We start from the raw sequence: 25,424 nt of genomic DNA, 5'->3' as shown, positions 1-25,424 counted from the left end.
ATTTGAACAAATTAATGTTCAAATAAAAAGCATTGTTAATCGAGATTCATTTTGACTTTAGGTTTTAGGCAAACCATCAATATCACGGTGTCCAATTAAGCGACCTAAAAATGCCGATAGTCCTATGGTTTTACGAATATGCTCAGCCCAAAGTCCACCCAGAATAAAACCGATTGAAGTGCATACTGGAACTGCGAATTCACTGAATTGTGTTGTTAAATTCAGCATTAAAACAAGGCCTGTGATCGCGCCCAATAGTGTCGGTGAGAGGGCCACTGATAGCCATAAAAGTGCTTGTACGAATAATGCCACTAGCTTCATTCAAATATTCCTTTTTAATTGATTGTTAGCAGTTTTTATTCATTAAATGAATAATTTATTGAGGATTTTATTGCTAATGTTCGCTTTGCCTGTAGTAAGCTGATAAAGAATAATACTGGCAGATGATAACACCAAGAGCCCAAGTAATACGGCTACATAATCGCCATCTTTAACTCCCATAAAAATGGAGAGTAGACCCAAAACGATGATTGATAATTGTGCAAACATTTCAAACTCCTTTATAAAACGATTTAACACTTTATTTCATAAAACACTGGATCAGTAATTTTCTATTTTCCCTTTAGTCCTTGATGTTAACGTTTGGTTGAGTGCTCATATAAGCTGCTGGAATTAGGCCAGCAAGTGCGCCTAGTAGTAAAGCCAGTAAGCCGCTGACAACCATTAATACGATGTTTTTGAATGAGGCTAGATTTTGTTTCTTATAGGCGATAAAACCACTTAGGAATGGGCAATAAATAGCGCTAAACATCATGCCTACTTTGCTTCCTGCTTCGTAAGAGCCTTCTTGTGAAAAGATACCCGCGATGCCACCGAATAAACCGCCCATAAGCAGAGCCAAAACAAAAAAGGCAAGAAAAAATCCAAGAGCTTGAACGGGACTGCGCTTGAAAGAAAAATCCATTAAGTTATCAAACACCTGTTATAGACTCCTTTCAGGAATGTGGCAATTGCTTCAAGTATGTTTCCTACCAGTAAATGAAATCAATGGCTTTTATTTTGAAAACACATTTAAAGTATCGTTTTTTGTTAATAATTTCAAATAGCCTTTAATTGAGAACGCCCCTTAGCGTACTCAAAATTAAAATACCTTATCTGTGTTTATCCACTCAGAAAATTACTTGAAATTTACCAGAACAATAAACCCGAGAAGTGGCTTAAGTGATCTGTAGGGGCAAGTAAATTAAAGTGTTCTTCCCCGACTTTCACTAGGTAGCCTTGTTCCTTGCCAGAACCCATTTCTTCTTGAAACATTGCAACCAATGTGTGGCCAATATATTCTGCAAGTCTATCGTAATCTTGTTTATGCTGTTGATAGATATCATCGTCAGGTGCCAGCCCTTTTCCTTGATATAAATCAAATTTTCCACTTTCTATGCATTTTCCGTAAAGGTACTCTCCGACTGATTTATGGCTATATCTGGCCACACCTTTTAAAGTGGCAATATCTAAACCAGCAATTTCTGCACGACAGGCTCCAATCGTTATAGACGCTATGATTTTTTTCTTCCAACCGAGTGCATCCAAAATAAATGGCAGTTCCGTTTTAGGGCATGAAAGCAATCTTTTTTCTCGAGATTTAAATGCCGCTAATGCATGAAAAAGACAAGCTCCGTCTGATGCTGCTTTATGGTATTGGTGGCGGTCATAGTCGCTAATACTTGATTCTGTTAAAAAATTAGGTTTGCTTGCAATGTCATGGAAATTATCTGGAACATCGTTAGGGGATATCTCTAAATAATAAGCACTTATAAACCAAATTTTGCAAATCAGGTCGAATAAATGTTCAAAATCTTTTTTTGGAAATAGATCGATAAACGCTTCATACGAAAGGCTGGAGAGTAACACTTTAAACCAAGGTTCAGCTTGAAATTGCATAACGACTTCTATTCTTAAACTATCCGGTAAACGTTGCAGAGTTGTGGTGAGTAACTCTGCACAACTCAATACAGAAGTATTTGTTTGGAGTATTTGCTCTGTTAATGAGAAAACAAATGTATTTGTAAAAGGTTTTGTGTCTAGAGACACCGTTTCAAAAGCTTTATCGACTGGGAAGTGCATTAAAATATGTTGAATATCTTCAATTCTTTCAAAACCTAAAAGCTTGAGTATTGGTAACGTGTCCCTAGCAGGGTAAAGCGCACAAGCTTTCGCAAGGAGCTTGGTATCTTCTTGTATTAATCCAATAAAGTGGAGTGATTCCAAACGGCAATATCGATTTAAAAGTCTTTGTGCTGTTGCGGCATTGTACTGAGAAAGTAAGTGCGACATGAATGCTTTTTGTTGAGCAAGCTCTATCTCATTCAGCAGTTTCGGAGATCTTTGTTGATTAAGTGCTGCTAACTCACATTCTATGATCATGTTTGGTGTAAAAAGCTTTAACACCTCTTTTCTTCTTGCTTCAGTGAATGAACTTAAGATTTCGAGTTGTTTAACTGCACTTAATCTTCTCAAAATAGTAACAAGTTGTTGAGAGGGCAATTCGTTGAACACATTTTGTTCAAATTCGGTGTTGTGGTTCACCAAATATGAAGTGACTACTTCAGCCCCATTTTTATTCATCAATTGGAGTAGAATAGGGAACGAACTTGGAGCTACATATTGTGCAATAAATTGAGACGATGATATTTCGTCGGCTTTACAAAGAATAGGTAACCATGCAACTTGGAACGCCTGATCAGAAGACAAAAATAAACCTTGTATTGAGTCAATTCCTACTGCGCTCAGTAACTGTTTAAAAAGAATATCATGATGATTTTCAATACAATGCGTTAGTATTTGAGCTTGATGATCGAGAGGTAAAGTCGCTATTACAGCACTAGCACAATCTTGTGAAACTAAAGGCATTAATTGACATTTTTCTGTTGGATCTTCGGCTTGAGCGAGAAGGTGATGTTCAAGTTCTGGGTTAGTTTTTATGATCTTAGCGAAATATTCAGATTGTAGTTGAGGTTCAGGCAGCGATAAAAGCACATTTTTATGGAAATTAGCATCCAGCGATTGTACTAAGAGTTCATCGAAACCTTGAGAAACCACCAGTTTATGGGCGATCATAGCAACTGAAGGCGTAACTATAGAACGGTTGAGTAGCTGGCTGCACTGCATTTTCTTAAGGCCTGATAGAAACGTTACTGCTGTATCACTATCCAATTTAAAAATTATATCGCTGAAGGTTGAAGCTGGTTGGTTAAGCAGTCTTAAATACAGAGGTGAGTTGGGTTTTATTAGCCTTAACCATAACTCCTGAAGAGAATGCGGTGCATGCACAGACATACATCTCAGAACGGTCATTTGCTGTTCAATACTGACAGTTACTTTCGTTCTATGTTGTGTTGTGAATATAGATTCAATGTCAGCGACTGGCAATAATACGAATTTTTGCAATAAACGGGTATCCCATGAGGTAAAAATTTCATCTAACCAAAAACCAGCATCGGCCTCATTTAATAGCAACATAAGCAATTTGGGGATGACTCCCTTTTCCATTGCATCTGTCCAGGCACAATCTTTTAAAATATCTGATTTTTGCGCTTTCACGTGAACCTTAGCATCTCTTAGTAGGTCTCGGAGGTCATACTCTGATAGAAGTGAAAGCAGGATTCTAAATAATGGAATATCAGAAGATTTAGCACGTATTATATATGAAAATAAGGATGTATTATCACCAGTGTTATATTTCAAAATTTTCGATATTGAAAAAGATGAAAGTGAGGTTATGTGAAGTACTAAAACCTTTATTTGCTCACTTTTCCCCTTTGTCTTGTGGAGATACAGTAGACCTCTAGCAAGCTTTTCTTCAGATAATGCATCTAGATGCTGAGCAACAATTTCAAATGAGCTCTCAAAAAACATCTGTGTTTCATCAGCTTTAATTAATCGCTTTTGTGTTTGTTTCGGAAAAACTGATAATGCTTGGACACGTTGATAACCGGGTAAACTTGCCATTACCTCAATTAACGTATCTGGATTGTAAAATTCTATTTTGCATATTAATTCCCAAGCTTTCGGATTATCTTTGTGTTTTTTAATAAATCTCAGCGCCTTGGGTTCTGGATACGTCTGATCAAGCGTTAGAAATTCGTATGCTCTATCTGGTTGCAACCCCACAAGCAATGAGAATTGTAAGTCTTCATTAAGTCTATTGAATAGCTTTAGGCTTTCACATCTTGTATCTTCAGCAAGCCACTTAAGCCCTTTTTGGGGTTTGAGCTTTTGAAATAGATAATTGGCCTCTTGGTTTTCGAGTTGAAGCATAACGTCTGTACGCGTTTGTACATCTAATGCTTCTAATACTTTTATGCTCTCATTGCTTAAATCGGCTGACAGCCATTGAGCGACAGTTGATACACCAATTGATTTTATGTGTGCTCTTACCGCTTGAGCCGCTTCGGGTTGACATTCTTTGGATTTAATATCTGCTAAAAGTTCAATCACTGGAGACTGAGTAGGTTGAACTTTAGCTTGTGGCTGTTCAGGTATATCGGCTTCGATATGTTCAAGACTGTCTTGGTCAGCAGCCCTATGCATGCTGTACTGAGGAGGGAATCCCACTTCTAATAACATAAATTGAGCGTAATTGGGGCAGTAGCGCTCTTTTTGTTCAGTAGACATGATTTGTAGCAACTTCTGCCTATTTATATCACTAAGTAGTTGAATTAGTGACCGTGCATTACCTAATGGTATTTTCGTTAAAAGCTCAACACCAAAGGGAGAAGCAAGGTGCTCTAAAGTTTTAAGCCTTGTTTGCTGAGAAAGAGAACGAAATATTTTGTACGCATTGGCTGGCGCTGACAACAGATTTGCCGCTACTGTTTGGCTTGGTAAATATTCAGAAAGTAGCGTGGTAAATAAATGACACAAACTATCGTCGGTACAAACATTCCACCGTTCGAGATTTACTGAAATGGTTCTTCTTGATTGTAAAGGGTTATGGCAAGTTCTCTCTACTTGTAAGATGCCATCAGGTTTTACTTCGATAGTATATTGATGGCTTAATAGCTGATTTAGCTTTAGATCACATAAAATTCTTTTGGGATGAGCTCGGTAACCTTTCTTTTCCTGAGGAATGTTACATGCTGAAAGTTGATCTCTAAATGTTTCTAAAGTCTGCCTATCGCCCCGTGGTATAGCCATTTGAATATCTCAATGGTTCTAAATGAATCGAATTTTAGCAATTAAATATCAAGAGATTAGTTAAGATTTTTTCATTATTCTCACATGTTGCAAGATTGTTACGTTGGTTAAAGGCCAGTGTAATAGCCATTAACAGAGTAAATGAGATTTAATGATGATTGCGTTGATGGAGAGTAAGCTTTATCACTCTCCTATCATTACAATACATTGATTCGATATTATTTTAGCTTTTCAATTTCTTCATTAACTTCGTAGCCTTTGTCCGTAATGATTTTCTCTAGCACAACTAAGCGGTGTTTAATGCTTTCCACTTCGTCTATCAATTTCATTTTATCGCTAGCTTCAATTTTGGCTTCGAGTTGTTTCATACGTAAACGGTACTTAAAAAAATCTGCGCCAAAGATGGAGAAGAAGATGATGGCAATGATTACAATGTTACTGATTTCGCTAATATCCATAATATTCCCTTATAAGTGATTTATACATCGAGTAACATAGCAATATTAATACCAAAATAAAAACGCCTGATTTTCAGTTGCTTATAAAAATCAGGCGTTGGTGATATGAAGTTGATTCACTAAATATTTATAGGTTGTCTCAAATATTAGCGGTTTAAACCAGCATAGTATTTATCCAGTTGAACCGATAAACCGTTTTCCATCACAACCCGTACGTGTTTTCTATTTAACTCTCTTGGACTTGAGACTCCGCAGGAGTGTGCAATCAGTTCGATGTCATGGTGTAAGTTGTCATTGTAATTAGCCACTCGCTCAGCTTTATTTTTGGGATCAAGGCCAGCTTGAAGTTTCGGGTTGTGAGTGGTGATCCCCGTTGGGCATGTATCTTTGTTACAGTGCAAAGCTTGAATACAACCGAGGGCAAACATATTCCCTCGAGCTGAAGCGATGAAATCCGCACCTATGGCCAGTGCCCAAGCCACTTTTGATGGGATAATTAATTTACCTGATGCAATCACTTTTATACGAGGACGAAGTTGATATTCATCGAGGGTATCCACCAAAATCGGTAGCCCTTCTTTCAATGGTAATCCCACATAATCAATCAAAGGTTGCGGTGCTGCACCTGTTCCGCCATCGGCACTATCCACAGTGAAAAAATCAGGAGCACTATCAATGCCTCGACGCATGATTTCTTCACAAAAGTCGGTAAGCCAATTAACATCACCTATCACTGCTTTTACGCCTGTAGGTTTACCAGTAACTTCTCGAACATGTTGGATCATATCTAAAATATCACCCACATTTTTAAACTCTATGTGGCCGTTGGGGCTAATCGAATCTTCACCGACCTTGATACCGCGAATGCGAGCAATTTCTTCAGTTACTTTTTTTCCGGGTAAAATACCGCCTTTGCCGGGTTTAGCTCCTTGGCTAAGTTTGATCTCAAACATTTTTACTTCATGGTGAGCAGCAACACCTGCTAATTTCTCATCATCGAGGTGTCCTTCGATATTTCTCACGCCATATTTGGCCGTACCAATTTGAAAGACAACGTCGCAACCTCCGTCGAGGTGATAATCCGACAAACCGCCTTCGCCTGTATTCATCCAACATCCAGCTTTCGCAGCACCATTCGAAAGGGCTAATACTGCTGGCTTAGATAACGCACCAAAACTCATTCCTGATATGTGGCAAATTTTAGCTGTGGTATATGGGTGCCTGCATCCTTCACCTATGGTTAAGGGCTGGCTGGTGGCTAAGTCAGATTCCAAAGTGGGAAAAGCCGTGTTCATGAACATGATGCTGCCTTCGGATTCTAATAATCTTGTAGAACCAAAGGCCAATGAACGATCCACTTTTTTGGCGGCACGATATACCCAACTGCGCTCAGCACGATTAAAAGGCATTTCTTCACGATCTTGGGAGAAAAAGTATTGCCTGAAAAACTCCCCTTGGCGCTCGAAAAGATAACGAAAGCGACCTATGACAGGGTAGTTACGGCGAATGGCGTGTGTGGTTTGAGTTTTATCGACAATGTACATGTAAATAATAACGAGAACCCCTAGGCCGACAGCGAGTAAAAACAAGCTTCCTAAAAAGTCCAGTCCACGGGTTATCCAATCAACATGTTCCATCATATTTGCCTCCAAAATGCAGATATTGGAATGAGTTCGAGGTAGTTCGAGTCAAAGAATATCCATTAACTATAATCCTTGGAATGAAGTTTGTGTATTTTTCGCACTATTTACTTTATTTTATGTATTACTGATATACTCGTGATACCTGAAGATGCAGGATTTCAGCGAGAATTAATTGCCATTTAGACAAGGCACTTACTTGTAGTAATAGTTATTCTATTACAAGGGTAAGTAACGCAGTATAAATGGCAATTAAACTCGCACTGCGTGGGCTTTTCAGCGTTGATTCTTCTTTGTTGTTAAAGCTTAAATTAGCTCACTAGTTTTGCACTTTCACGCCTCGAATAATGCAACGCTGAATAAGCCCTGAAAGTTGCATCTTCAAGTATCACGAGTATATAAGGAGAAGCCTATGTGGATAACAGGTAAGGTGGTTGAGAGAACTGATTGGAACAGTAAGTTGTTCTCGTTAAAAATTGACGCAGAGCTGGCACCATTCACAGCAGGACAATTTATTAAGCTAAGTGAAATACATGATGGAAAACGAGTAGCAAGAGCTTACTCTTTGGTCAATCCTCCTCAAGGTCGTTACTTAGAAGTGTTAGCGGTTGAGGTGGAAGAAGGGCAGCTGTCACCAGTATTGCAAAGCCTTAAAGTGGGCGATGATATTGAAGTTTCAGCTACCGCTGCTGGCTTTATGGTGTTAAATGAAATCCCAAGTGATGAACTGCAAGGCAAACACCTTTGGTTTTTAGCGACGGGCACCGCTGTTGGGCCATTTATTTCTATGATGGAAACAGATGAACCTTGGCAGAGATTTGAAAAAGTCGTACTCGTTTATGGGGTGAGAGCTGTTGAAGACTTGGCTTATTTAGAACAACTTAAATCGCTTCAAACAAAATACCCAGATCAATTCAAACTCATTTTATCGGTTACGCGTGAGACATATGCCGGTGCGATTTCGAGCCGTATACCTCAAGCGATTGTTTCTGGTGAGTTAGAACAATTAGCAGGAATTGAATTTTCTTCCCAAGATTCTCAAGTGATGATTTGCGGTAACCCTGATATGGTGAAAGATGCCCAGCAATATTTGTTTGATAAAGGCTTAAAAAAGAACTTGCGTAGGGCACCGGGGAATATTACCGTAGAAAAATACTGGTAGAGGAGACAATCATGGCAACTCTTTTGTACTCTAATGCTTCACCTTATGCACGTTTACCTCGAATTTTATTGAATCATTTTGATATTACCGATATTCAAGCGGTTATTTCTAATCCATTTGAGAACCAAGATATTTTAATTTGTGCCAATCCCTTGGCTAAGATCCCATGTTTAGTGTTTGATGACGAAACGGGGATTTATGACAGTGAAGTCATTTGTCGTTATTTGGATGCGACTTATGGGGGCAAACAGTTATTTTCTCAATTGAGTGATTGGTCTCAACATACTCAGGTTTCGATGCTTAAAGGCTTAATCGACAGTACAGTTGGTCTAAGACAAGAGCAGATGCGAGAAGATGAAGGTGTTCGTTCTCCATTTTGGACCGAACGGTTCGAAAAAGCCATCTTACGTACAACCAGTTATATTGAAAAAGAATCCATGATTATTACTCAAAGTAACAGCTTAACCATTCAGCAAATATTACTGATTACTGCACTAGACTATATTGAATTCCGCTTTCCTGATTTAGATTGGGTCAGCCATTGCCCAAAATTAGATAAATGGTTTAAATCGATTCGAAATCTCGCTTGCTTTGAACTAACTCGTCCTTGTTAGAAATTAAGAACCATTGAACTACTCTTTGAATATAGATGAGGGTGATGGTTTGCGTATCTTATTTGTCGTAGGGGGTAAATGTGGAGTTGCTCACTTCAATGTCATTAGTTGAGTTTATTGGTTATTCTGCTTCAGTCATGGTGGCGGTATCGCTGATGATGAAAAACATTGTCTGGCTGAGGATTTTAAATTTTATTGGGTGTCTTTTGTTTGTCATTTACGGCATTGAAATTCAAGCTTGGCCAGTGGCTGGTATGAATGCTTTTGTATGCTGCATTAATGTCTATCATTTAGTGAAGCTATATAAAGAAGCTTAATAGGTTAATTGTATACAATTTGAGTTTATCTGGTTAACCTAAGGCTAAAGATTAACCAATAGGCCATCAAATGAAGCTCATCAATTCCTCTCAAGTAAAACAAGCGCTAACTTTCCCTGAACTCGTTGGCGCGCTTAGACAAACCTTTTCTTCTTCCTTTGGTATGCCGCAACGACAAGTATTTGAGTTATCTGATAAAAATCATGACGCCTTTGCTGTGCTGCCAGCATGGAATGAAGAAGTGATGGGGGTAAAGTCATTTACTTATTTGCCTGATAATCCTGCTCATTTGAAATCTATTTATGCACAAATTTTATTGTTTTCTCGAACAACGGGCGAGCCGCTGGCGGTAGTCGATGGTACTGAGGCCACCTATTGGCGCACCGCGGCGGTGTCAGCGCTGGCGGCTGACTATTTAGCGCCAATCAAAGCTGAGCGACTCTTGTTATGTGGCACCGGAAATTTAGCGGCTTATATGGCATTGGCACATGCTAGCGTTCGCCCGATAAAAGAAGTCAGAGTATGGGGACGAAACTTTAATAAGATCCAATCAGTCATCGATCAAATACAATTGGAACGACCTGATTTAACCCTATCTGCTGTTTCAGATCTAACCCAAAATTCTATCGGCTGGGCCGATGTGATCAGTTGTGCCACTCGCTCACCTAAGCCACTTTTTGATGGCAGTTGGATCAGTGCTGGTACGCATGTCGATTTAGTGGGGAATCATCTTAAAACCGCACGAGAGTGTGACACTGAAAGTGTTGTTCGCTCTGAAGTTTATGTGGATGCTAAAATCAACACTTTTGCTGAAGCTGGGGAGTTGCTGTTGCCCGTAGCCGAAGGTAAGTTTGATCTAAAAAAGGTTAAAGGAGAGCTAAGCCAATTGTGCACAAAAGAAATAAAAGGCAGAACTTCAGACTCGGCCATCACAATGTTTAAATCAGTTGGCACTGCCATTGCCGATTTAAGTTGTGCTCATCTTATTTATAAAAATTTTAAAACCATTTAAACCTTTTATGGTTTCGTACCTGTCTAATTATCAAAATTAACTCACATTCAAGGAACGCCAGTGCTTGCACTGCCAGAAGACATCGAATTATTGGATAAAGAAAACCAGTGGATAGCCCTAGCACAGCGGGGTGATCAACAGGCGTTCCATCAATTGTATTTGATCCATCATCAAAAAATCATGGCACTGGCAGTGCGACTTTCTGGCGATCTTCGTCAAGCGGAAGAGATCACACAAGAGTGCTTTGTGCGTTTATGGCATAAGTTGCCCAGCTTTAAAGGTGATAGCCAGTTTTCGACTTGGCTGCACCGACTCTGTGTCAATCAAGCTTTAAATATGCTTAAAGCACAAAAGAGTTTATGGGCACGATTTTTTAATATCGAGTCGGCTCCTGAACAAGGCTATTTTGATGAATACCAAGCTCTAGATAAAGTGATTTTAACCTTACCTGAACGAGCAAGGTGGGTGTTTGTTCTGCATGCGGTAGAGGGCTATCAACATAACGAAATTGCCGAAATGTTGAAAATTTCTGAGGGAACCAGCAAGGCGCAATACCACAGAGCCAGAGCACTATTGAAGGAAAAACTCGCATGAGCCAACTGACAGACAAGCAATTAGATGAGTTGATTAACGGCTTACCTGAAGAAATGTCGGTAAGTCCGAATGTATGGCAAAGACTACAAGGTGAGATCAGTCATCAACCTAAGCCAAATAAATCAAAATGGGTACCACTGACACTGGTAGCCAGCTTGTTACTTACGGCGGTATTGAGCTGGAAGTTATTTGATCATCAATCATTGCTTTCAGTTCCAGAACATAACACGAATACTGCGATGCTTGCTTTGATTGACAATGTTGAACAAAACCATGAACAACAGGTGAGTCAATTACAGCAAACCATTAAGCCGGTGACATGGCAGCTAACACCTGAGTTTTCACCTTTCAAAAAAGGCTTAAGGGAATTAAGGCAAGCCATGAAAGAAGTAATTAACCAATTAAAGTTGCAACCACAAGATAAGCAGCTGTGGGACTTATGGTTATGGATGCAACAGCAGGAATTAAATTTGCTCGGTCAGGAGCAACGAGTACAACAGATTGAATCAATATAAGGATTTGTAATTATGAAACTGATAAAAGCAGGGATATTAACCTTAACGACCATTTTAGCACCGCTGTCGGCTGTTGCTGGACAAGTCGTGAATAAAACCTTGGACACCTCAGCTAGCCCTCATATTGATATCAATGTGAAGCGAGGGAATGTAGAAATTAATACTTGGAATAAAAACCAAGTGAGGGTGAAAGGAACACTGGATGAAAAAAGTGAAGGCTTAATTTTTAAGCGAGATGGTAAGCATATTCAGATAGAAGACATGATCCCAGATCGCTTAAATGGACGCGATAAAGATGGCAGTCAGCTAGTGATCATGGTTCCTACAAAATTAACTCTAGATGCTGAAGGTGTTAGCGCAGATTATCAAGTAACCGGCTTGCAAGGTGACATTAGTGTTGGCAGTGTCAGTGGCAATATTGATGCGAGTAAATTAATGGGAGACATTGAAATTAACAGTGTCTCTGGTGGGATGAAGTTAAAGGGATTGCAAGGCAAAGCTAAGGTAAACTCAGTATCAGGGGATATTAAAGATACCGATAGCAAAGCTAAAACTATTTACAACCTTGTGAGTGGTAATTTAAAAGCGCACAGTCAAGGTCAAGCGATTGAGGTGCAAACCGTATCAGGTGATATTGATGCCAATTTCCCTAAAGTAACCAAATTAGACATAAAAACGGTTAGTGGTGATGCGAGCATCCATCTGTCAGGTAAGGTAGAAAAAGTAAGAGGAAAAAGCGTAAGTGGCGATATAGATTTGCATTTTGGTGCTATGCCTAACTTGAGCTTTTCCATTAATGGTGGGCCTGGCGGTAATATTTATAATCACCTTACCGATGATAAGCCAAAGCGCAGTCGTTACACCAACTCTGAGTCCATTGAATTCGTCACTGGAAGCGGTGATGGCAGTGTGAGAATGAGTACTATCAGTGGCGATTTGAGCCTGAGTGAGAAATGAGGTCGATGCAGAAATAGGGACAATAGTGCAATAAGACAACCGTCCGTGACAGGATGTCACGGTCGTCAGCACAAGGATGTGCGCTTCTGTTGGCGGTTGCACTATTGTCTCTGGCAGAATGAACACAGCTTCAAGCACTCAGATAAAAAAGTTGTACTGATTAAGAATTATTACACCACAGAAGCAATTTCTTCATCTGACAAATAGCGCCATTCACCGACTTCTAATGCTTCATCTAATTCAATATGTCCAATGGCTTCACGGTGCAGGGCTATGACTTTATTACCCACCGCAGCAAACATACGTTTTACTTGATGATATTTACCTTCGGTGATCGTCAGTAAGCAGGTCGTTTCATCCAAAATTTCTAACTGAGCAGGTTTCGTCAGCCCATCTTCGTTTCTGAGTTCTACGCCTTTGGCAAAGGTATTGACTAAGTTTTCGGATAAAGGGTCGGTGACTTCTACCCAATAGCGCTTGCCACAGTCTTTTTTAGGTGAAGTGATTTTATGAGACCACTGGCCATCGTCGGTGACCAAAATTAAGCCTGTGGTGTCGGCGTCCAATCGACCAGCGATATGCAGTTTGTCGATTTTTGGTACATCAAGGTAATTTAATACAGACGGATATACTTCATCAACATTGGAGCAAAGCGTGTCCATTGGCTTGTTCATCATGATATAACGGACGGCAACCACTGTCAGAGGATTGTCATCAAAGCACACCTCCATATCTTCAGTGACTTTAAAGCTTGGATCTTTTACCACCATATCGTCAACGGTAATATCGCCCGTCTTCAAGGCTTTCTTGGCTTGGCTGCGTGTAAGGTCAGTGGCTTCACAGATAAATTTGTCTAATCGCACAGTAATTCGATAAGGTAGGCTGAATTTATCACATTTTAACATGGAGCTGGCTTTGATTACATTACACGGAACACCAAAAAGTCGTGCGTTACGGGTTTCTTGGTTGCTTGAAGAATTAAACCTTGATTGGACGTTTTCATATTTAGACTTTTCAAAGGGAGCAAATCGTTCTCCTGAATTTCTTGCGCTAAATCCAAGTGGCAAAATGCCCGTCCTGCAAGATGGAGATCTGGTGGTAACTGAGTCAGCGGCTATTTGTATGTATCTTGCTGAAAAGTATGGCAACGGCAAGTTTTTGCCCAAACTAGGTACCATGGAGTCAGCTAAGCATCACGAATGGGTAAGCTTTATTATTACCGAATTAGAACAGCCATTATGGAGTATGGGTAAACATCGTTTTGCTTTGCCAGAAGAAGTTCGAATTGCTGAAATGCAAAGTACGGCCGTTTGGGAATTTAATAAAGCAGCCAAACTTGCTGAAAATAAGCTATCAGATAGCATGTATTTATTGGGTGATGAATTAACAGTGGCCGATATTTTACTGGCGCAAACCTTGTTATGGGCGCAGGTTTTTGAGCAAACATTGCCGCCAAAGCTGATGGCCTATTATGAACGAATACAGCAACGTCCAAGCTTGGCTTCAGCGATTGAAAAAGCTAAAGCCAGTATACCTGCATGATTTCGGCTTAAATATTTAAGCAACAATTACAGCTGAGTTGCCGCCCATTTCGCGCGGCTTTCTCGGCTTTCCGATAAACCGTTATCGGCACGGTACGCTTTATAAGCTTCAGCATCTAATGGAATTAAGGCTACATCAACCTCAAGTACCAATTTACATTCTTTTTTAATGCGCCAAGCTGCAGTATTGTATAGCTCTGTCAGTGGCAAAGAACTTAAAAATTCTGGATTGTATTGGGTATATACCGCTTGGTTTGGATAAACCACAAAAGCTAATCGTCGTTTAGGCTCTTTTGTAAATAATGCTTCAATACCATCGCAAGTGTTAAGTACTTGCATTTCAATCACATCATCAATATCCAACAAGATTTTTTCCGCTTTGGAATCGATAGCAGAATCACCTGACTCCCAAACTTGTACTTGTTCAAGAGACTGTTTGGTTAAATCTGCCACTTGCTGCTGAGATAAGCCTAAAGATTGACGTAGTGTTTGGACTTCGATTGCATTTAACGTAGCGAATGTTGCCATTGGTATAACCCCTTAAAAAGACGGGGCATTATATACTCGTACCAAAAAATAAGCACGAAAGATCAACCCGTCCGAGCACCAGTGCGATTAATTATTCCGTGCCTTGCAAAGAATGACGGCAAAACATGCTCCAACAAGAAAGCCAACTAATAAAATAATCGCTGCAACAGTATCTGCTTTTTCTTGGCTAAGACCTGATTTGGGCGCAAAAATTTGCACACAAACACCACTCACTGCACCTATCGCTGTACCAGTTACCAACGAACAAATCGAAAAACCACAGAGCGCCCGTTTTTGATTGGTGGTTCTAACAGCAGGAGTTTGGGTTGATGAAGAGCGATGAAAAAATCCACTTGGTACTCGTTGAGATTCAGCTTTATCGGCACTATAACTATCGCCATTAGTACTTTGATAGTTTGCTTTTGGGGCGCCTTGATTATGCCTCAAATGTTGACTTTCTACATCGAAGTTATCAAGAGCAGGTCGAGTGCTGTTTATCGTTTGGGCCGCCATAATAAGCTCTATCAATTGATAAATATCAGCAAATTTTACTCCTGTAATAAAAACACTGACCAGTTAAGAATTGTTCATCAACTTTAATTTCTGGCCTTGTCATTTTTGTGTAAGCACTCGTACATATTTCTGTTATCAAAACCTCATATTTATTACTCATAACTGCAACACAATCTCCTTAATTTATTGAGCGTCACAAAACTCACCAATAATAGGATGAAATTATGAATGCGAAATGGGTAATGGTTCCCGCAGCATTGGCTTTAGCGGCTTCAGCACATTCTGTTGTGTTGCCAAAGCATCAAATGGAAAACAGTTGGTACAAAGATGGACAAGACCAATTGGTTAAAAAGTTGAACTTAAAAACAGGATTAAAAGCGAAAAATGTGATCTTGTTTGTTGGTGACGGTATGGGAGTCTCGACACTTACTGCGGCTCGCATTTTTGAAGGACAAATGAATGACAAGCCGGGTGAAGAAGGTTACTTAAGCTTTGAAAAATTTCCATACACGGCGCTTGTAAAAACTTATAACGTCGATGCACAAACACCAGATTCAGCTGGCACTATGACGGCAATGATTTCAGGCTTAAAGACTGATGCAGGTGTGATTGGTGTCGACGAAGATGTGGTTCGTGGCCAATGTGACACTATTAAAGGCAACCAAGTAGCGACAGCCGTAGAGCTGGCTGAAATTAAAGGCTTATCAACAGGGGTGATTTCTACTGCTCGTATCACTCACGCAACACCTGCGGCAACTTACGCAAAGTCTGTTGATCGTAACTGGGAAGATGTTTCTGATATTAAAGATGAGACTGCAAAAGATAAATGTGAAGACATTGCTTCTCAGCTGGTTAACTTTGAAAAGAATTTAGAAAAACGATACCTAGGCGTTGATGTCGATGGTATCGATTTTGTAATGGGTGGTGGTCGTCGTCACTTCTTACCAAAAGATGCTGCAGCGAACTCAGCCGATGCCCGAAGTGAAGTAGAAGGTGACCGTACCGATAACCGTAACTTAGTGACGGAATGGCAAGAGAAATACCCACAAGGCACTTATGTAATGGATCAGAAAGGGTTTGATGCTATTGATGTAGCTAAAGCCAGCAAAGTATTCGGCTTATTCAACGAAAGCCATATGCAATACGAAGCGGATCGCAAGAACGATAAAGCCGGTGAGCCTTCATTATCTGAAATGACAGAAACGGCTGTTAACTTCCTCAAAAAAGATAAAGACGGTTTCTTATTAGTCGTTGAGTCTGGTCGCATCGATCATGGCCACCATGCAGGTAACGCCTACAACGCACTTAAAGATACCGTTGAGTTTGCTAAAGCGGTTCAAAAAGCCGTAGACACCACTAACCCAGAAGAAACGCTTATCTTAGTTACAGCAGACCACAGCCATGTATTCACTATTGCTGGTTATCCAAAGCGTGGTAATCCGATTTTAGGAAAAGTGGTTGCAGTTGGTAAAACTGAACCTACAAAAGCTGCAGATGGTAAACCTTACACAACATTAGGTTACGCAAACGGTCGAGGCTTTATGGATTTAGGTACAGAAACCAATGCCGACGCTGGTTATGGACAAGACATTCATAAAGATGGACGTGTTGATCTTTCTAACATTGATACAACGACACCGGGGTTCCACCAAGAAGCAACAGTGCCAAAGAGCAGCGAGACTCACGCGGGTGAAGACATCACTCTGCACGCCACTGGCCCGGGTGCTCAGCTAGTACAAGGTGTGGTTGAACAAAGCGATGTATATCACATCATCAACAAAGCGCTTGGCTTAGATAAATAATCGAGGATATCAAGATGAAATTATTAACGAAAATATCCATTCTTGCGACCTCTGTAGCCTTGGCTGCGTGTAATGGCGATGATGGTCAAAATGGAACCGATGGCAACAATGGTCAAAGTTCATTTGTACTGCAAACAGTTGTGCAACCAGGACATGCTGTATGTGCTAATGGTGGTATTCAAATCGATTCGGGTTTGGATAAAGATGGCAATGGCAAATTAGATACTGGTGAAATTACCTCTACCACTCATCAATGTAAGCCTGCAAAAGCCGCATTAAATCAGAGTGATTTGTTAACCAACACCAATAACACTTGGTATGTGCAAAGTGCGAAAAGTGTAGAAGACGCGAAACAAATGGCACTGAATGCTAATAACGAACGTGGTGGAGCAAAAAATGTCATCTTATTTGTTGGTGATGGCATGGGCGTATCTACGGTGACGGCTGCGCGTATTCGTGATGGTCAAAACAAGGGAATGAAAGGCGAAGAAAATAACCTGAGTTTTGACAAATTCCCATTCGCTGGTTTGGCTAAAACCTACAATGTAGATGCACAAACACCGGATTCCGCGGGCACAATGACGGCTATGGTTTCTGGCGTGAAAACGGATGTGGGTGTGCTTGGGGTAGACGAAGACATTGAGCGTGGAAACTGTTCAACCGTCTCTGGGAACGAGTTAGTGTCTGCAATTGAATTGGCTGAAATTGCAGGTCTTTCTACTGGTGTTATCTCAACGGCACGTATCACTCATGCTACGCCAGCCGCCACTTATGCAAAATCGGCTGACCGTAACTGGGAAGATGTTTCTGATATGCCAGATGCTGCTAAAACAGCTGGCTGTAAAGATATTGCAGATCAGTTAGTTAACTTTGAAGCTAACCTAGAAGCCCGCTATGACGGTTTAGATGTTGATGGTTTAGAAGTGGTTATGGGCGGTGGTCGTCGTCACTTTTTACCGAAGGATGCAGCTGCGAACTCAACTGATGCTCGCAGTGATATTGAGGGTGATCGAACTGATGGTCGTAACCTAGTCAACGAATGGAAAGCCAAATATCCAAACGGTGATTATGTGTTTGAAGAAGATGGCTTCCGCGCTATCAATCCTGAAACTGCGGAGCGTATTTTCGGTTTGTTCAACGAAAGCCACATGCAATATGAAGCCGATCGCTCGAACGATGTTGCTGGTGAGCCTTCATTAACAGATATGACAGAAAAAGCCATCAAGCTGTTAGATAACAATGACAAAGGTTATATGCTGGTGGTTGAATCAGGCCGTATCGACCATGGTCATCACGCAGGTAATGCTTACAATGCATTAGAAGATACCATCGAGTTTTCTGAAGCGATTGAAAAAGCGGTGCGTATGACTAATCCTGAAGAGACGTTGATCATTGTTACCGCAGATCACAGTCATGTATTTACCATCGCTGGTTACCCTAAGCGTGGTAATCCAATTTTAGGAAAAGTGGTTGCTATTGGTAAAACTGAACCTTCAAAAGCATCTGATGACAAGCCATACACTACTTTAGGCTATACCAATGGTCGTGGCTTTATGGACTTAGGCGATGAAACTAATGCTGATGCTGGATATGATCAAGACATAAATGCAGGCCGTGCAGATTTAACGGATATCGATACCACCAAGCCTGGTTTCCACCAAGAGGTGGCTGTACCAAGAAGCAGCGAAACCCATGCTGGTGAAGATGTAGGTATTTATGCACAAGGCCCGTCTGCGCAGTTGGTATCTGGGACTAATGAGCAAAGCAGCATTTTCCATGTGATGGAACATGCTATCGATCTTATCAATAAGGCTGAAACCAAATTGAAACCTTAAATTGATAAGTTGTATTACAGGTAGTATGTTAACGCCCACGATATGTGTAATGCCTCTCGCTTAAACGATTAGCATTAAACTAAAGTGGGCGTTTTTATGGAAGAAAAACAATGAATAAGATACAAGCACTGTTGTTGTTTGGGTGTGTTTCAATGAGTTCTGCTCAAGCTGTGGAGCGATGCGGAAATAAAGAAATCGTCGGAGCCAAATATCAAGTTACGGAAGTTAGAAATGGCAAGTCGATCTCTAAAAAAGTGAATGTATGGCGAAATAACAACGCTGTCTTATACGAATACCCACAAACTCAAATTGCTGAGTATTGGTATAAGACACCCAATGCCTCAAAAGAGTTTTTGCAATTGACGCGCTACTTCGATGGCTTTAAACGTGGTATTGAGTACCAAAGCAAAGAGATAAGAACTAAAAACAAACAGCAACACTGGCAACGCTTGTACCATGTGTTTACCCCAGAGCGATTGGCCAAATATCAAAAGTCGACCTCTAGACAAAACACTTGTATGCGAGTCAGTTATTACCAAATTCCGAACACTGTTAAGCAGGTTGAGTGGTTAGAACACTATCAGTTACCTAAATCATTTACCTTAGGGCAAAAAAGTAATACTTATGAGTGGAAATTGATTAAGTTAATTGCTGATGCTGAGCAAGTAACAAAACGATTTAAGCAACGTGATAAGTTTAAAACCACAGATTATGCTGATGTTGGTGATAATGAATCTGATGAGTTTTTATCAAAGATGATCAATCAAGGGTTTTAGTTTGCCTCTTAATGTAAAAAGTAATGCCTTATACTTTGCCGCTATAGCTTTGTTATTGGCGGCATTAACTCATATTATTGTGATTTTCTGGGGGGCAGATGGCTATCGCTTTCTTGGTGCTGGCGAGCCTATGGCTCAGATGGTGGAGCAAGGTTTATTTTATCCAAACATAGTGACGATAGCGATTGCTTTAGTATTGATGTTTTGGGGGATATATGGGCTCTCGGCGGTTGGGAAACTTAGGCCTCTACCTTTTCAAACTACAGTGCTAACGGGTATTGCCGTCATTCTTATTGCTAGAGGGATAGGTTTTGTTTGGTTAATGCCTTACTTTCCAGATAATAGTTTGTTGTTCTGGTTAACAAGCAGCGGTATCTGTTTATTGATAGGCACCGGTTATGCTATTGGTGCCTATCAAAGGTTAACCTAAAAACATCAGTTGAACGCTAAGCTAGGTATTAACCTGATAAAAGATAAAGAAATTTCTTTTTTTGTTGCTTCACCCATTAGGTGAATCGCTTCACGCCCACAGGCTTGCTAAAATTGCCTCTAACGGCGTTGAGGCTTTTGCAAGTAGCACAATTACTTGCTACAAGTTTCGCCTTGTTATCAACAAACAGAGTACGACAGCTTTGTTTGTCGGTAATTTTATCTAAGCCTGAGAACGTGCCCAACTGATGTTTTTAGGGTTAAGGATGTTATTCCTCTAACCAGACTTCTTCAATCCAGTCCCACAGCGTTTCCCATTGAGCTGTCATTCTTCCATCTTTCCAAAAGTGGACTTGCCCCATTTGGTCGATACAGTGAAAATCGTCCCCTTGCTGACAAATGGCAATCATTTCTCTTGGTAACCCGATAGACCACGCATAGCTGGTGACTTCAGGCAAGTACGTATGAGTAGACGGATCGGCGGCGGTTACTGGCTCTAGATGACCAAATAACACATCACTTCCTTCAAGCAAGTAGGTTTTTAAATCTTGAGGCAGAGGAATTAAAATTTGTTCTTCAATTTCCACTAACTGCTCAAAGGTTGGCAGTTCAAGAGGGAAGGTGGTTTGTTGATTACGTTGTTGCAGCTTTTCTAAAATATCATTCATAAGATCACTAATACTAGGACGTGTTGATCTTCCAAGGTTAAAATAAACACCAAATACCAACAGTCTTTAATACGATTTCGTTTTGAAAAATTGCAGTGAAATTATCATTCTAATGGTGATTTAGCAAAAAAAGCCGCAATATATGCGGCTTTGATACAGAAACCTACCAGATCTTCACGCGTTTATTTGGTGGAAGATACATCTTATCACCCGGCTTCACGTTAAAGGCTTTATAGAAAGCAGGGGAGTTGGATAGTGCTCCTAATGAACGGAATTCTGGTGGAGAATGAGGATCGGTAGCAACACGATTTCGTGCGGCTTTTTCTTTAAACTTGGCTCGCCATATTTGGGTAAATCCAATAAAGAAACGTTGATCTCCAGTAAGTCCATCAATGATAGGCGCAGGCATGCCATTCAACGATTTTTTGTAGGCTTTATAAGCGATGGTAATGCCTGATAAATCTCCGATGTTTTCTCCTAAGGTTAATTTGCCGTTCACATGCAAGTCTTTAAAGACATAGTAGCCATTATATTGATCAACCAGTTCCTTAGTGCGCTTATTAAACTCACTCAAATCGTTCGGTGTCCACCAGTTTTTCAAGTTACCGTCGCCATCGTACTTAGAGCCTTGATCATCAAATCCATGCCCCATTTCATGACCGATAACCGCGCCGATGCCGCCATAATTTACCGCATCGTCAGCGGCCATATTGAAAAAAGGTGGCTGCAGAATCGCGGCAGGGAAGACGATTTCGTTCATGGTGGGATTGTAGTAAGCATTGACGGTTTGTGGTGTCATAAACCACTCACTAGGATCGACGGGCTTGTTTAATTTAGCGAGGGATTTTTGGTGACGGAGCACCGCTGAACGTCGAACATTGCCAACCAAGTCGTCCGGTTTAATAACAAGTTTGCTGTAGTCTTTCCACTTATTCGGATAACCAATTTTAGGGGTGAATTTAGCTAACTTTTCACGAGCGGCGGCCTTGGTGGCAGCACTCATCCAAGTAAGATCATCAATACTGCTACCGTAAGCATCTCGCAGATTTTCAACAAGCTGCTTCATTCTTGCCTTGGCTGCAGGCTTAAAGTGTTGCTTGACGTAGACTTTGCCTACTACCTCTCCTAACAGGCCATTTACCACTGAAACACCACGTTTCCAGCGAGGTTCCTGAGCTTCTTGACCGTTTAAGGTTTTAGAGAAAAAGTTAAAGTTTTCTTTTACAAACGGTTCAGATAACAGGTTGGCTGAATCTGATAGGCTATGCCAAGTTAAATAAGTTTTCCAATCACTGAGGCTTCGAGATTGGATTAATTTTCCAAGGCCTGAAATAAAGCTCGGTTGATTGATAATGATGTCTTTCTGCTTATCAGCGCCCAATGTTTTGAGGTAACGCTTCCATGGAATTTGTGGCGCAAGCTCAGTTAAGTTTTTAGTTTGATACAGGTTGTAGGTTTTGGAGCTGTCACGAGTTTTTACCTTATCCCACTGCAACTTAGCGATGGCTGTTTCTAGCGATAATACCGTTTGAGCACTGTGGCGTGGATTCGGCAGTTTAGCTAGCTCAAACATGGTTTGAATGTGTTTGAGGTAGGCATGACGTAGCTCAACAAAGCGTTGGGTTTTATCGAGATAATAGTCTCTATTTGGAAGGCTCAGACCTGATTGCCAAATGTGCGTGGCGTAACGACTGGAATTTTTGGCATCGACATCAATGTAAAATGCCATAGGACTATTGCCACCATGGATTTGGCTTTGGGCAAAATAGTTCACTAATTGATTTTTACTCTTAATGGCATTAGCGCTATGAAATTCAGGATAAACGGGACTGAGGCCAAGGGCGTTTAGTCGCTGAGTATCCATAAAGGAGCGATATAAGTCTGCCATTTTTTTCTCATCAGAGCCGGGTTTGAGGTTTGGTTGCTCGGCTGTATTTTCTATGATGGCTTTTACATCATCTCTGGCATGTTCTCTTAAATCATAAAAGGCGCCTATGCTGGTTCGGTCACTTGGGATCTTGGCATTGTTAAGCCAAGTTCCATTGACATATTGATAGAAGTTATCTTGAGGACGCACATTACGATCGAAGTTTTTGAAATCAATTCCAGAAGTCAAGGCTTGTTTATTGTTGAGCAAGTTATTAGATGACGGAGACGGTGATTGAGTGTTTATCGTCTTATCATTTGAACAAGCCGTTAGGCCTAATATAATCGAAAGGGTAATGCTGCTTAGAAGGAGATTATTCATTGAGTGATCCCTAAGAGCTGGTTAAAATTGCACTCGCTACGCTAGCGAATTTTTAAACAACATACAATGATCCTAAATTTCTATTTTTTGTAGATAAATCGTGAACTAGTTTAAAGATTTGTTTACCATGACTGAATCGGAGAGCAACGAATGGAAATAGATATAATGCCAAGGGAGCAACTAGGTATTTGTGCTGAAGGAAATCTGCACAGCGTTTATTTGATGTATAACGCTGAAGATAATGTAGAAGCTCAACTTAGACCATGCCTAGCGTCGGTTGCCCAGTATTTATATGAGCTTACTGATCAATATGCCGATAGTGCTTTTAATGGGTTTTTAGCCATAGGTGCAAATTATTGGGATACGCTTTATCCAAATGAAAGACCGGCACTTTTACGTCCTTTCCCTGCTGTTCAACACCATGATCTTTATGCTCCAGCTATTGAGTTCGATTTATTTTTCCATATTCGTTGTGACCGTTATGATGTCTTACATTTGGTGGCCAATGAAATTAATCAAATGCTAGAAGGGTTAGTTGAGCTGGTGGATGAAGAGCGTGGTTTCCGTTATATGGATAGTCGCGACTTAACAGGCTTTGTTGATGGCACCGAGAACCCGAAAGGGCGTCAACGTCAAAAGGTAGCTTTAGTCGATGAAGAAGAGCCATTATTTCAGTCAGGCAGTTATGTGCATGTTCAAAAATACGCCCATAAGCTCAAAACATGGCACGGCTTAGCCCAAAAAGAACAAGAAGACATTATCGGCCGTACTAAACAAGATGATGTTGAATATGCTGCACACGAAAAACTACCGAGCAGTCATGTAAAGCGGGTGAACTTAAAAGATGAGCATGGCAATAGTAAAGAAATCCTGAGACAAAGCATGCCTTATGGTTCATTGGGTCAACAAGGCTTGATGTTCATTTCGGTATGTAAAACACCAACTCACTTCGAAGCCATGCTTCATAGCATGGTTAAAGGTGATGATCATGGTCAAAGTGATAGGCTAATGCAATTTACTCAAGCGCTGACAGGATCATCATTTTTTGCACCATCGTTAGACTTTTTGTTAGGTGCTGCAGGAGAAAGGTAAGCTTGTTGTTCCAGTTCCTCTGATGAAGTATGTTTCGAATTGGAGGAATTTATACTCGTGTCTTCAGGTAGATATCGAAAACTATTCGGAGTGGCTAAGGTATTAACAAAGGCTCTGTTTAATGCCTCCTTGGAAAATTTTGCCAATTTGTGTCTTAGGTGATTCCCCCAATTTGGATCTGTTGTAAATTGTAAAACAGTATGACCGCTCGTCATGACATGGTATTCAAATAAAAGTTTGGCAAATTCAAAGGGTATACCAAGGGTGTCCATATCACCCTTTGAGCACTTAGCAAATATTGTCTGGAAACTAAATTTAAGGCAATTATCATTCAATCCTAAACTAGGGAGAAAAGCCTTTTCTGCTAGCCCAACATTAATGGCTTCCTCAAATTTGTCCGGTTCGAGTGTCGCTGTATAGGCCCGCAATAGCGGCTTCATTGGGATTTTCCACAGATTTATAGCATCGATTAACTCATCTCTAGACACAAGCGCTTTTTGTGCAGCGAAGCAAGTGATGAGAAATTCCCGTATCACTTTGTATTCCGGGGTTATGTTGTGTTTTGAAACAAAGCTCTTATGCTCTTTGTCACCAAATAACAGCCATTTGGCTTCTTCAAAATGTTTTGTTTTAGCGCACAGTCTCAGTAGGTTTAAACAAGTTTCGGTATTCGGTGTGTGGTTTCCATTCTTTAATATCAGGCTATTGTTATTAATTGCTTCCCATACAATTCCCCACTCTTTAGTGGCTACACAAACCAAAATGAAAGTGTTGATATGTTTGATATTGGCAGAAATCCCCCAGCAGGTAAGCCAACTTTCTTTACCGTTTCTTTCAATGAGTATTTGTTTTGCTCTTTCTATATCTTGCGTGAGTGCACATGCTTTGAGAAATAAAGTAATCGTTTTAGGTGAGTATCTAAGGCGAACGTTTGTTTCAGTTATGAATTGTGAGGGCAAGCTCATGATTAAATTAATCACTACCTGTATTTCGGTACGATTGACCTCTTTATCACTTTTGCCTAGTTTAATGCACTTTTTAAGCATTTTCTCGATAAGTAGAACGTTCCAACCTGCTGGTTGTGATATGTTTTTTCCCGCAATAATGATCTCTTTCAATTCTGCTAATGTTTTGCATTTATTAATTAGACCATTTAGTCGCCGCTCTGTTCGCTCATTAACGACTTCTCCTTGATGAATAGGAGCCGTCAGTAAGTGAACAGAGGTTAATGCTTGATGCCTTTCATGATAAGGGTAGGGAGGTGAAACCTCGTATGTAAAGTAATTTTGAGGATAAACATTAGGTGGCTGAACACTATCAAAGTAAAGTACTTGTTGAGCCTGTTGATTGCCTGCCACTGGTGTGTAATTCGGTATAGGTTGTAAGCAGACATTAAAATATAAATGACCATAGTTGAAGTAAGCCGGTGTATTGGCAGGATAAAAAACTGGCGAACTACACATTTCTGAAGGTGGTGAGACAGAACTTGTTTGAGCTGGAATGAAAGCCATAAGTTATTTAGTGAACTCA

At 40.4% G+C, this 25,424-nt stretch carries 25 protein-coding genes; 13 read left to right on the top strand and 12 right to left on the bottom strand.

The window, feature by feature from the left end:
• Positions 1 to 57: 57 nt before the first annotated feature.
• From AC1EU0_RS04130 to AC1EU0_RS04105, 6 genes are all read right to left on the bottom strand, one after another.
• Positions 58 to 321: a hypothetical protein gene (locus AC1EU0_RS04130; RefSeq protein ID WP_480300662.1), complete on the bottom strand. Its 264-nt coding sequence runs from the start codon at positions 319 to 321 to the stop codon at positions 58 to 60.
• Positions 322 to 363: 42 nt separating this feature from the next.
• Positions 364 to 549 carry a hypothetical protein gene (locus tag AC1EU0_RS04125; protein WP_480300661.1) on the bottom strand — a complete coding sequence of 62 codons (186 nt, stop codon included), beginning with the start codon at positions 547 to 549 and terminating at the stop codon, positions 364 to 366.
• Positions 550 to 622: 73 nt separating this feature from the next.
• The gene (locus AC1EU0_RS04120; RefSeq protein WP_480300660.1) at positions 623 to 979 is read right to left on the bottom strand and encodes a hypothetical protein; all 357 of its coding nucleotides are present in this window, start codon (positions 977 to 979) and stop codon (positions 623 to 625) included.
• A gap of 209 nt (positions 980 to 1,188) precedes the next feature.
• Complete coding sequence (locus tag AC1EU0_RS04115) at positions 1,189 to 5,193, bottom strand: hypothetical protein (protein ID WP_480300659.1); 4,005 nt, start codon at positions 5,191 to 5,193, stop codon at positions 1,189 to 1,191.
• A 218-nt stretch (positions 5,194 to 5,411) separates the two neighbouring features.
• The gene (locus tag AC1EU0_RS04110) at positions 5,412 to 5,651 is read right to left on the bottom strand and encodes a hypothetical protein (protein ID WP_480300658.1); all 240 of its coding nucleotides are present in this window, start codon (positions 5,649 to 5,651) and stop codon (positions 5,412 to 5,414) included.
• A gap of 146 nt (positions 5,652 to 5,797) precedes the next feature.
• Positions 5,798 to 7,288 (bottom strand): FMN-binding glutamate synthase family protein, encoded by a 1,491-nt coding sequence (locus AC1EU0_RS04105; protein WP_480300952.1) that lies wholly within the window; start codon positions 7,286 to 7,288, stop codon positions 5,798 to 5,800.
• Between the two features lie 415 nt (positions 7,289 to 7,703).
• Here AC1EU0_RS04105 and AC1EU0_RS04100 point away from each other — a divergent pair, with 415 nt between their 5' ends.
• The 7 genes from AC1EU0_RS04100 to AC1EU0_RS04070 all read left to right on the top strand — a co-directional run bounded on the left by AC1EU0_RS04100 (position 7,704) and on the right by AC1EU0_RS04070 (position 12,462).
• Entirely contained in the window at positions 7,704 to 8,453 is a 750-nt protein-coding gene (locus AC1EU0_RS04100; RefSeq protein WP_480300657.1) for a ferredoxin--NADP reductase, read from the top strand.
• A gap of 11 nt (positions 8,454 to 8,464) precedes the next feature.
• Positions 8,465 to 9,067 carry a glutathione S-transferase family protein gene (locus tag AC1EU0_RS04095; RefSeq protein ID WP_480300656.1) on the top strand — a complete coding sequence of 201 codons (603 nt, stop codon included), beginning with the start codon at positions 8,465 to 8,467 and terminating at the stop codon, positions 9,065 to 9,067.
• A 98-nt stretch (positions 9,068 to 9,165) separates the two neighbouring features.
• Entirely contained in the window at positions 9,166 to 9,384 is a 219-nt protein-coding gene (locus tag AC1EU0_RS04090; RefSeq protein WP_480300951.1) for a YgjV family protein, read from the top strand.
• Between the two features lie 70 nt (positions 9,385 to 9,454).
• Positions 9,455 to 10,396, top strand: coding sequence for a bifunctional Delta(1)-pyrroline-2-carboxylate/Delta(1)-piperideine-2-carboxylate reductase (gene lhpI / locus AC1EU0_RS04085; protein ID WP_480300655.1), 942 nt, complete (start codon positions 9,455 to 9,457; stop codon positions 10,394 to 10,396).
• A 60-nt stretch (positions 10,397 to 10,456) separates the two neighbouring features.
• Positions 10,457 to 10,990 (top strand): RNA polymerase sigma factor, encoded by a 534-nt coding sequence (locus AC1EU0_RS04080; protein ID WP_480300654.1) that lies wholly within the window; start codon positions 10,457 to 10,459, stop codon positions 10,988 to 10,990.
• The gene (locus AC1EU0_RS04075; RefSeq protein ID WP_480300653.1) at positions 10,987 to 11,505 is read left to right on the top strand and encodes a hypothetical protein; all 519 of its coding nucleotides are present in this window, start codon (positions 10,987 to 10,989) and stop codon (positions 11,503 to 11,505) included. Before AC1EU0_RS04080 ends, AC1EU0_RS04075 begins: the two co-directional genes overlap by 4 nt.
• Before the next feature lie 12 nt (positions 11,506 to 11,517).
• Positions 11,518 to 12,462, top strand: coding sequence for a DUF4097 family beta strand repeat-containing protein (locus AC1EU0_RS04070; RefSeq protein WP_480300652.1), 945 nt, complete (start codon positions 11,518 to 11,520; stop codon positions 12,460 to 12,462).
• Between the two features lie 170 nt (positions 12,463 to 12,632).
• On the opposite strand, the gene rsuA is transcribed toward AC1EU0_RS04070, so the two are convergent.
• Complete coding sequence (rsuA, locus tag AC1EU0_RS04065; protein ID WP_480300651.1) at positions 12,633 to 13,367, bottom strand: 16S rRNA pseudouridine(516) synthase RsuA; 735 nt, start codon at positions 13,365 to 13,367, stop codon at positions 12,633 to 12,635.
• A 10-nt stretch (positions 13,368 to 13,377) separates the two neighbouring features.
• On the opposite strand from rsuA, the gene AC1EU0_RS04060 reads away from it, so the two are divergent.
• Positions 13,378 to 14,004 carry a glutathione S-transferase family protein gene (locus tag AC1EU0_RS04060; RefSeq protein ID WP_480300650.1) on the top strand — a complete coding sequence of 209 codons (627 nt, stop codon included), beginning with the start codon at positions 13,378 to 13,380 and terminating at the stop codon, positions 14,002 to 14,004.
• A 26-nt stretch (positions 14,005 to 14,030) separates the two neighbouring features.
• On the opposite strand, the gene AC1EU0_RS04055 is transcribed toward AC1EU0_RS04060, so the two are convergent.
• Together AC1EU0_RS04055 and AC1EU0_RS04050 are read right to left on the bottom strand one after the other, a co-directional pair.
• A complete protein-coding gene (locus AC1EU0_RS04055) occupies positions 14,031 to 14,531 on the bottom strand; it encodes a DUF4447 family protein (RefSeq protein WP_480300649.1) in 501 nt (166 codons plus the stop codon).
• Between the two features lie 87 nt (positions 14,532 to 14,618).
• Positions 14,619 to 15,044: a hypothetical protein gene (locus AC1EU0_RS04050; protein WP_480300648.1), complete on the bottom strand. Its 426-nt coding sequence runs from the start codon at positions 15,042 to 15,044 to the stop codon at positions 14,619 to 14,621.
• 224 nt (positions 15,045 to 15,268) lie between these two features.
• Between AC1EU0_RS04050 and AC1EU0_RS04045 the strand changes: the two genes are divergently transcribed.
• The 4 genes from AC1EU0_RS04045 to AC1EU0_RS04030 all read left to right on the top strand — a co-directional run bounded on the left by AC1EU0_RS04045 (position 15,269) and on the right by AC1EU0_RS04030 (position 19,887).
• Positions 15,269 to 16,846, top strand: a complete 1,578-nt coding sequence (locus tag AC1EU0_RS04045) for an alkaline phosphatase (protein ID WP_480300647.1) — start codon at positions 15,269 to 15,271, stop codon at positions 16,844 to 16,846.
• 14 nt (positions 16,847 to 16,860) lie between these two features.
• Positions 16,861 to 18,681, top strand: coding sequence for an alkaline phosphatase family protein (locus AC1EU0_RS04040; protein WP_480300646.1), 1,821 nt, complete (start codon positions 16,861 to 16,863; stop codon positions 18,679 to 18,681).
• Positions 18,682 to 18,791: 110 nt separating this feature from the next.
• Positions 18,792 to 19,457, top strand: coding sequence for a hypothetical protein (locus AC1EU0_RS04035; protein WP_480300645.1), 666 nt, complete (start codon positions 18,792 to 18,794; stop codon positions 19,455 to 19,457).
• A 1-nt stretch (position 19,458) separates the two neighbouring features.
• Positions 19,459 to 19,887: a hypothetical protein gene (locus AC1EU0_RS04030; RefSeq protein WP_480300644.1), complete on the top strand. Its 429-nt coding sequence runs from the start codon at positions 19,459 to 19,461 to the stop codon at positions 19,885 to 19,887.
• A 268-nt stretch (positions 19,888 to 20,155) separates the two neighbouring features.
• On the opposite strand, the gene AC1EU0_RS04025 is transcribed toward AC1EU0_RS04030, so the two are convergent.
• Both AC1EU0_RS04025 and AC1EU0_RS04020 read right to left on the bottom strand, forming a co-directional pair.
• Positions 20,156 to 20,554 carry an SMI1/KNR4 family protein gene (locus AC1EU0_RS04025; RefSeq protein WP_480300643.1) on the bottom strand — a complete coding sequence of 133 codons (399 nt, stop codon included), beginning with the start codon at positions 20,552 to 20,554 and terminating at the stop codon, positions 20,156 to 20,158.
• A gap of 163 nt (positions 20,555 to 20,717) precedes the next feature.
• Positions 20,718 to 22,802, bottom strand: coding sequence for a M13 family metallopeptidase (locus AC1EU0_RS04020; RefSeq protein WP_480300642.1), 2,085 nt, complete (start codon positions 22,800 to 22,802; stop codon positions 20,718 to 20,720).
• A 150-nt stretch (positions 22,803 to 22,952) separates the two neighbouring features.
• On the opposite strand from AC1EU0_RS04020, the gene AC1EU0_RS04015 reads away from it, so the two are divergent.
• Positions 22,953 to 23,894: a Dyp-type peroxidase gene (locus AC1EU0_RS04015; RefSeq protein WP_480300641.1), complete on the top strand. Its 942-nt coding sequence runs from the start codon at positions 22,953 to 22,955 to the stop codon at positions 23,892 to 23,894.
• On the opposite strand, the gene AC1EU0_RS04010 is transcribed toward AC1EU0_RS04015, so the two are convergent.
• Positions 23,822 to 25,405 (bottom strand): hypothetical protein, encoded by a 1,584-nt coding sequence (locus AC1EU0_RS04010; RefSeq protein WP_480300640.1) that lies wholly within the window; start codon positions 25,403 to 25,405, stop codon positions 23,822 to 23,824. The genes AC1EU0_RS04015 and AC1EU0_RS04010 overlap by 73 nt on opposite strands.
• Positions 25,406 to 25,424: the final 19 nt, after the last annotated feature.

Source organism: Parashewanella sp. 2210YD4-3 (assembly GCF_056591735.1).
This window is presented reverse-complemented; position numbering and strand designations above follow the sequence as displayed.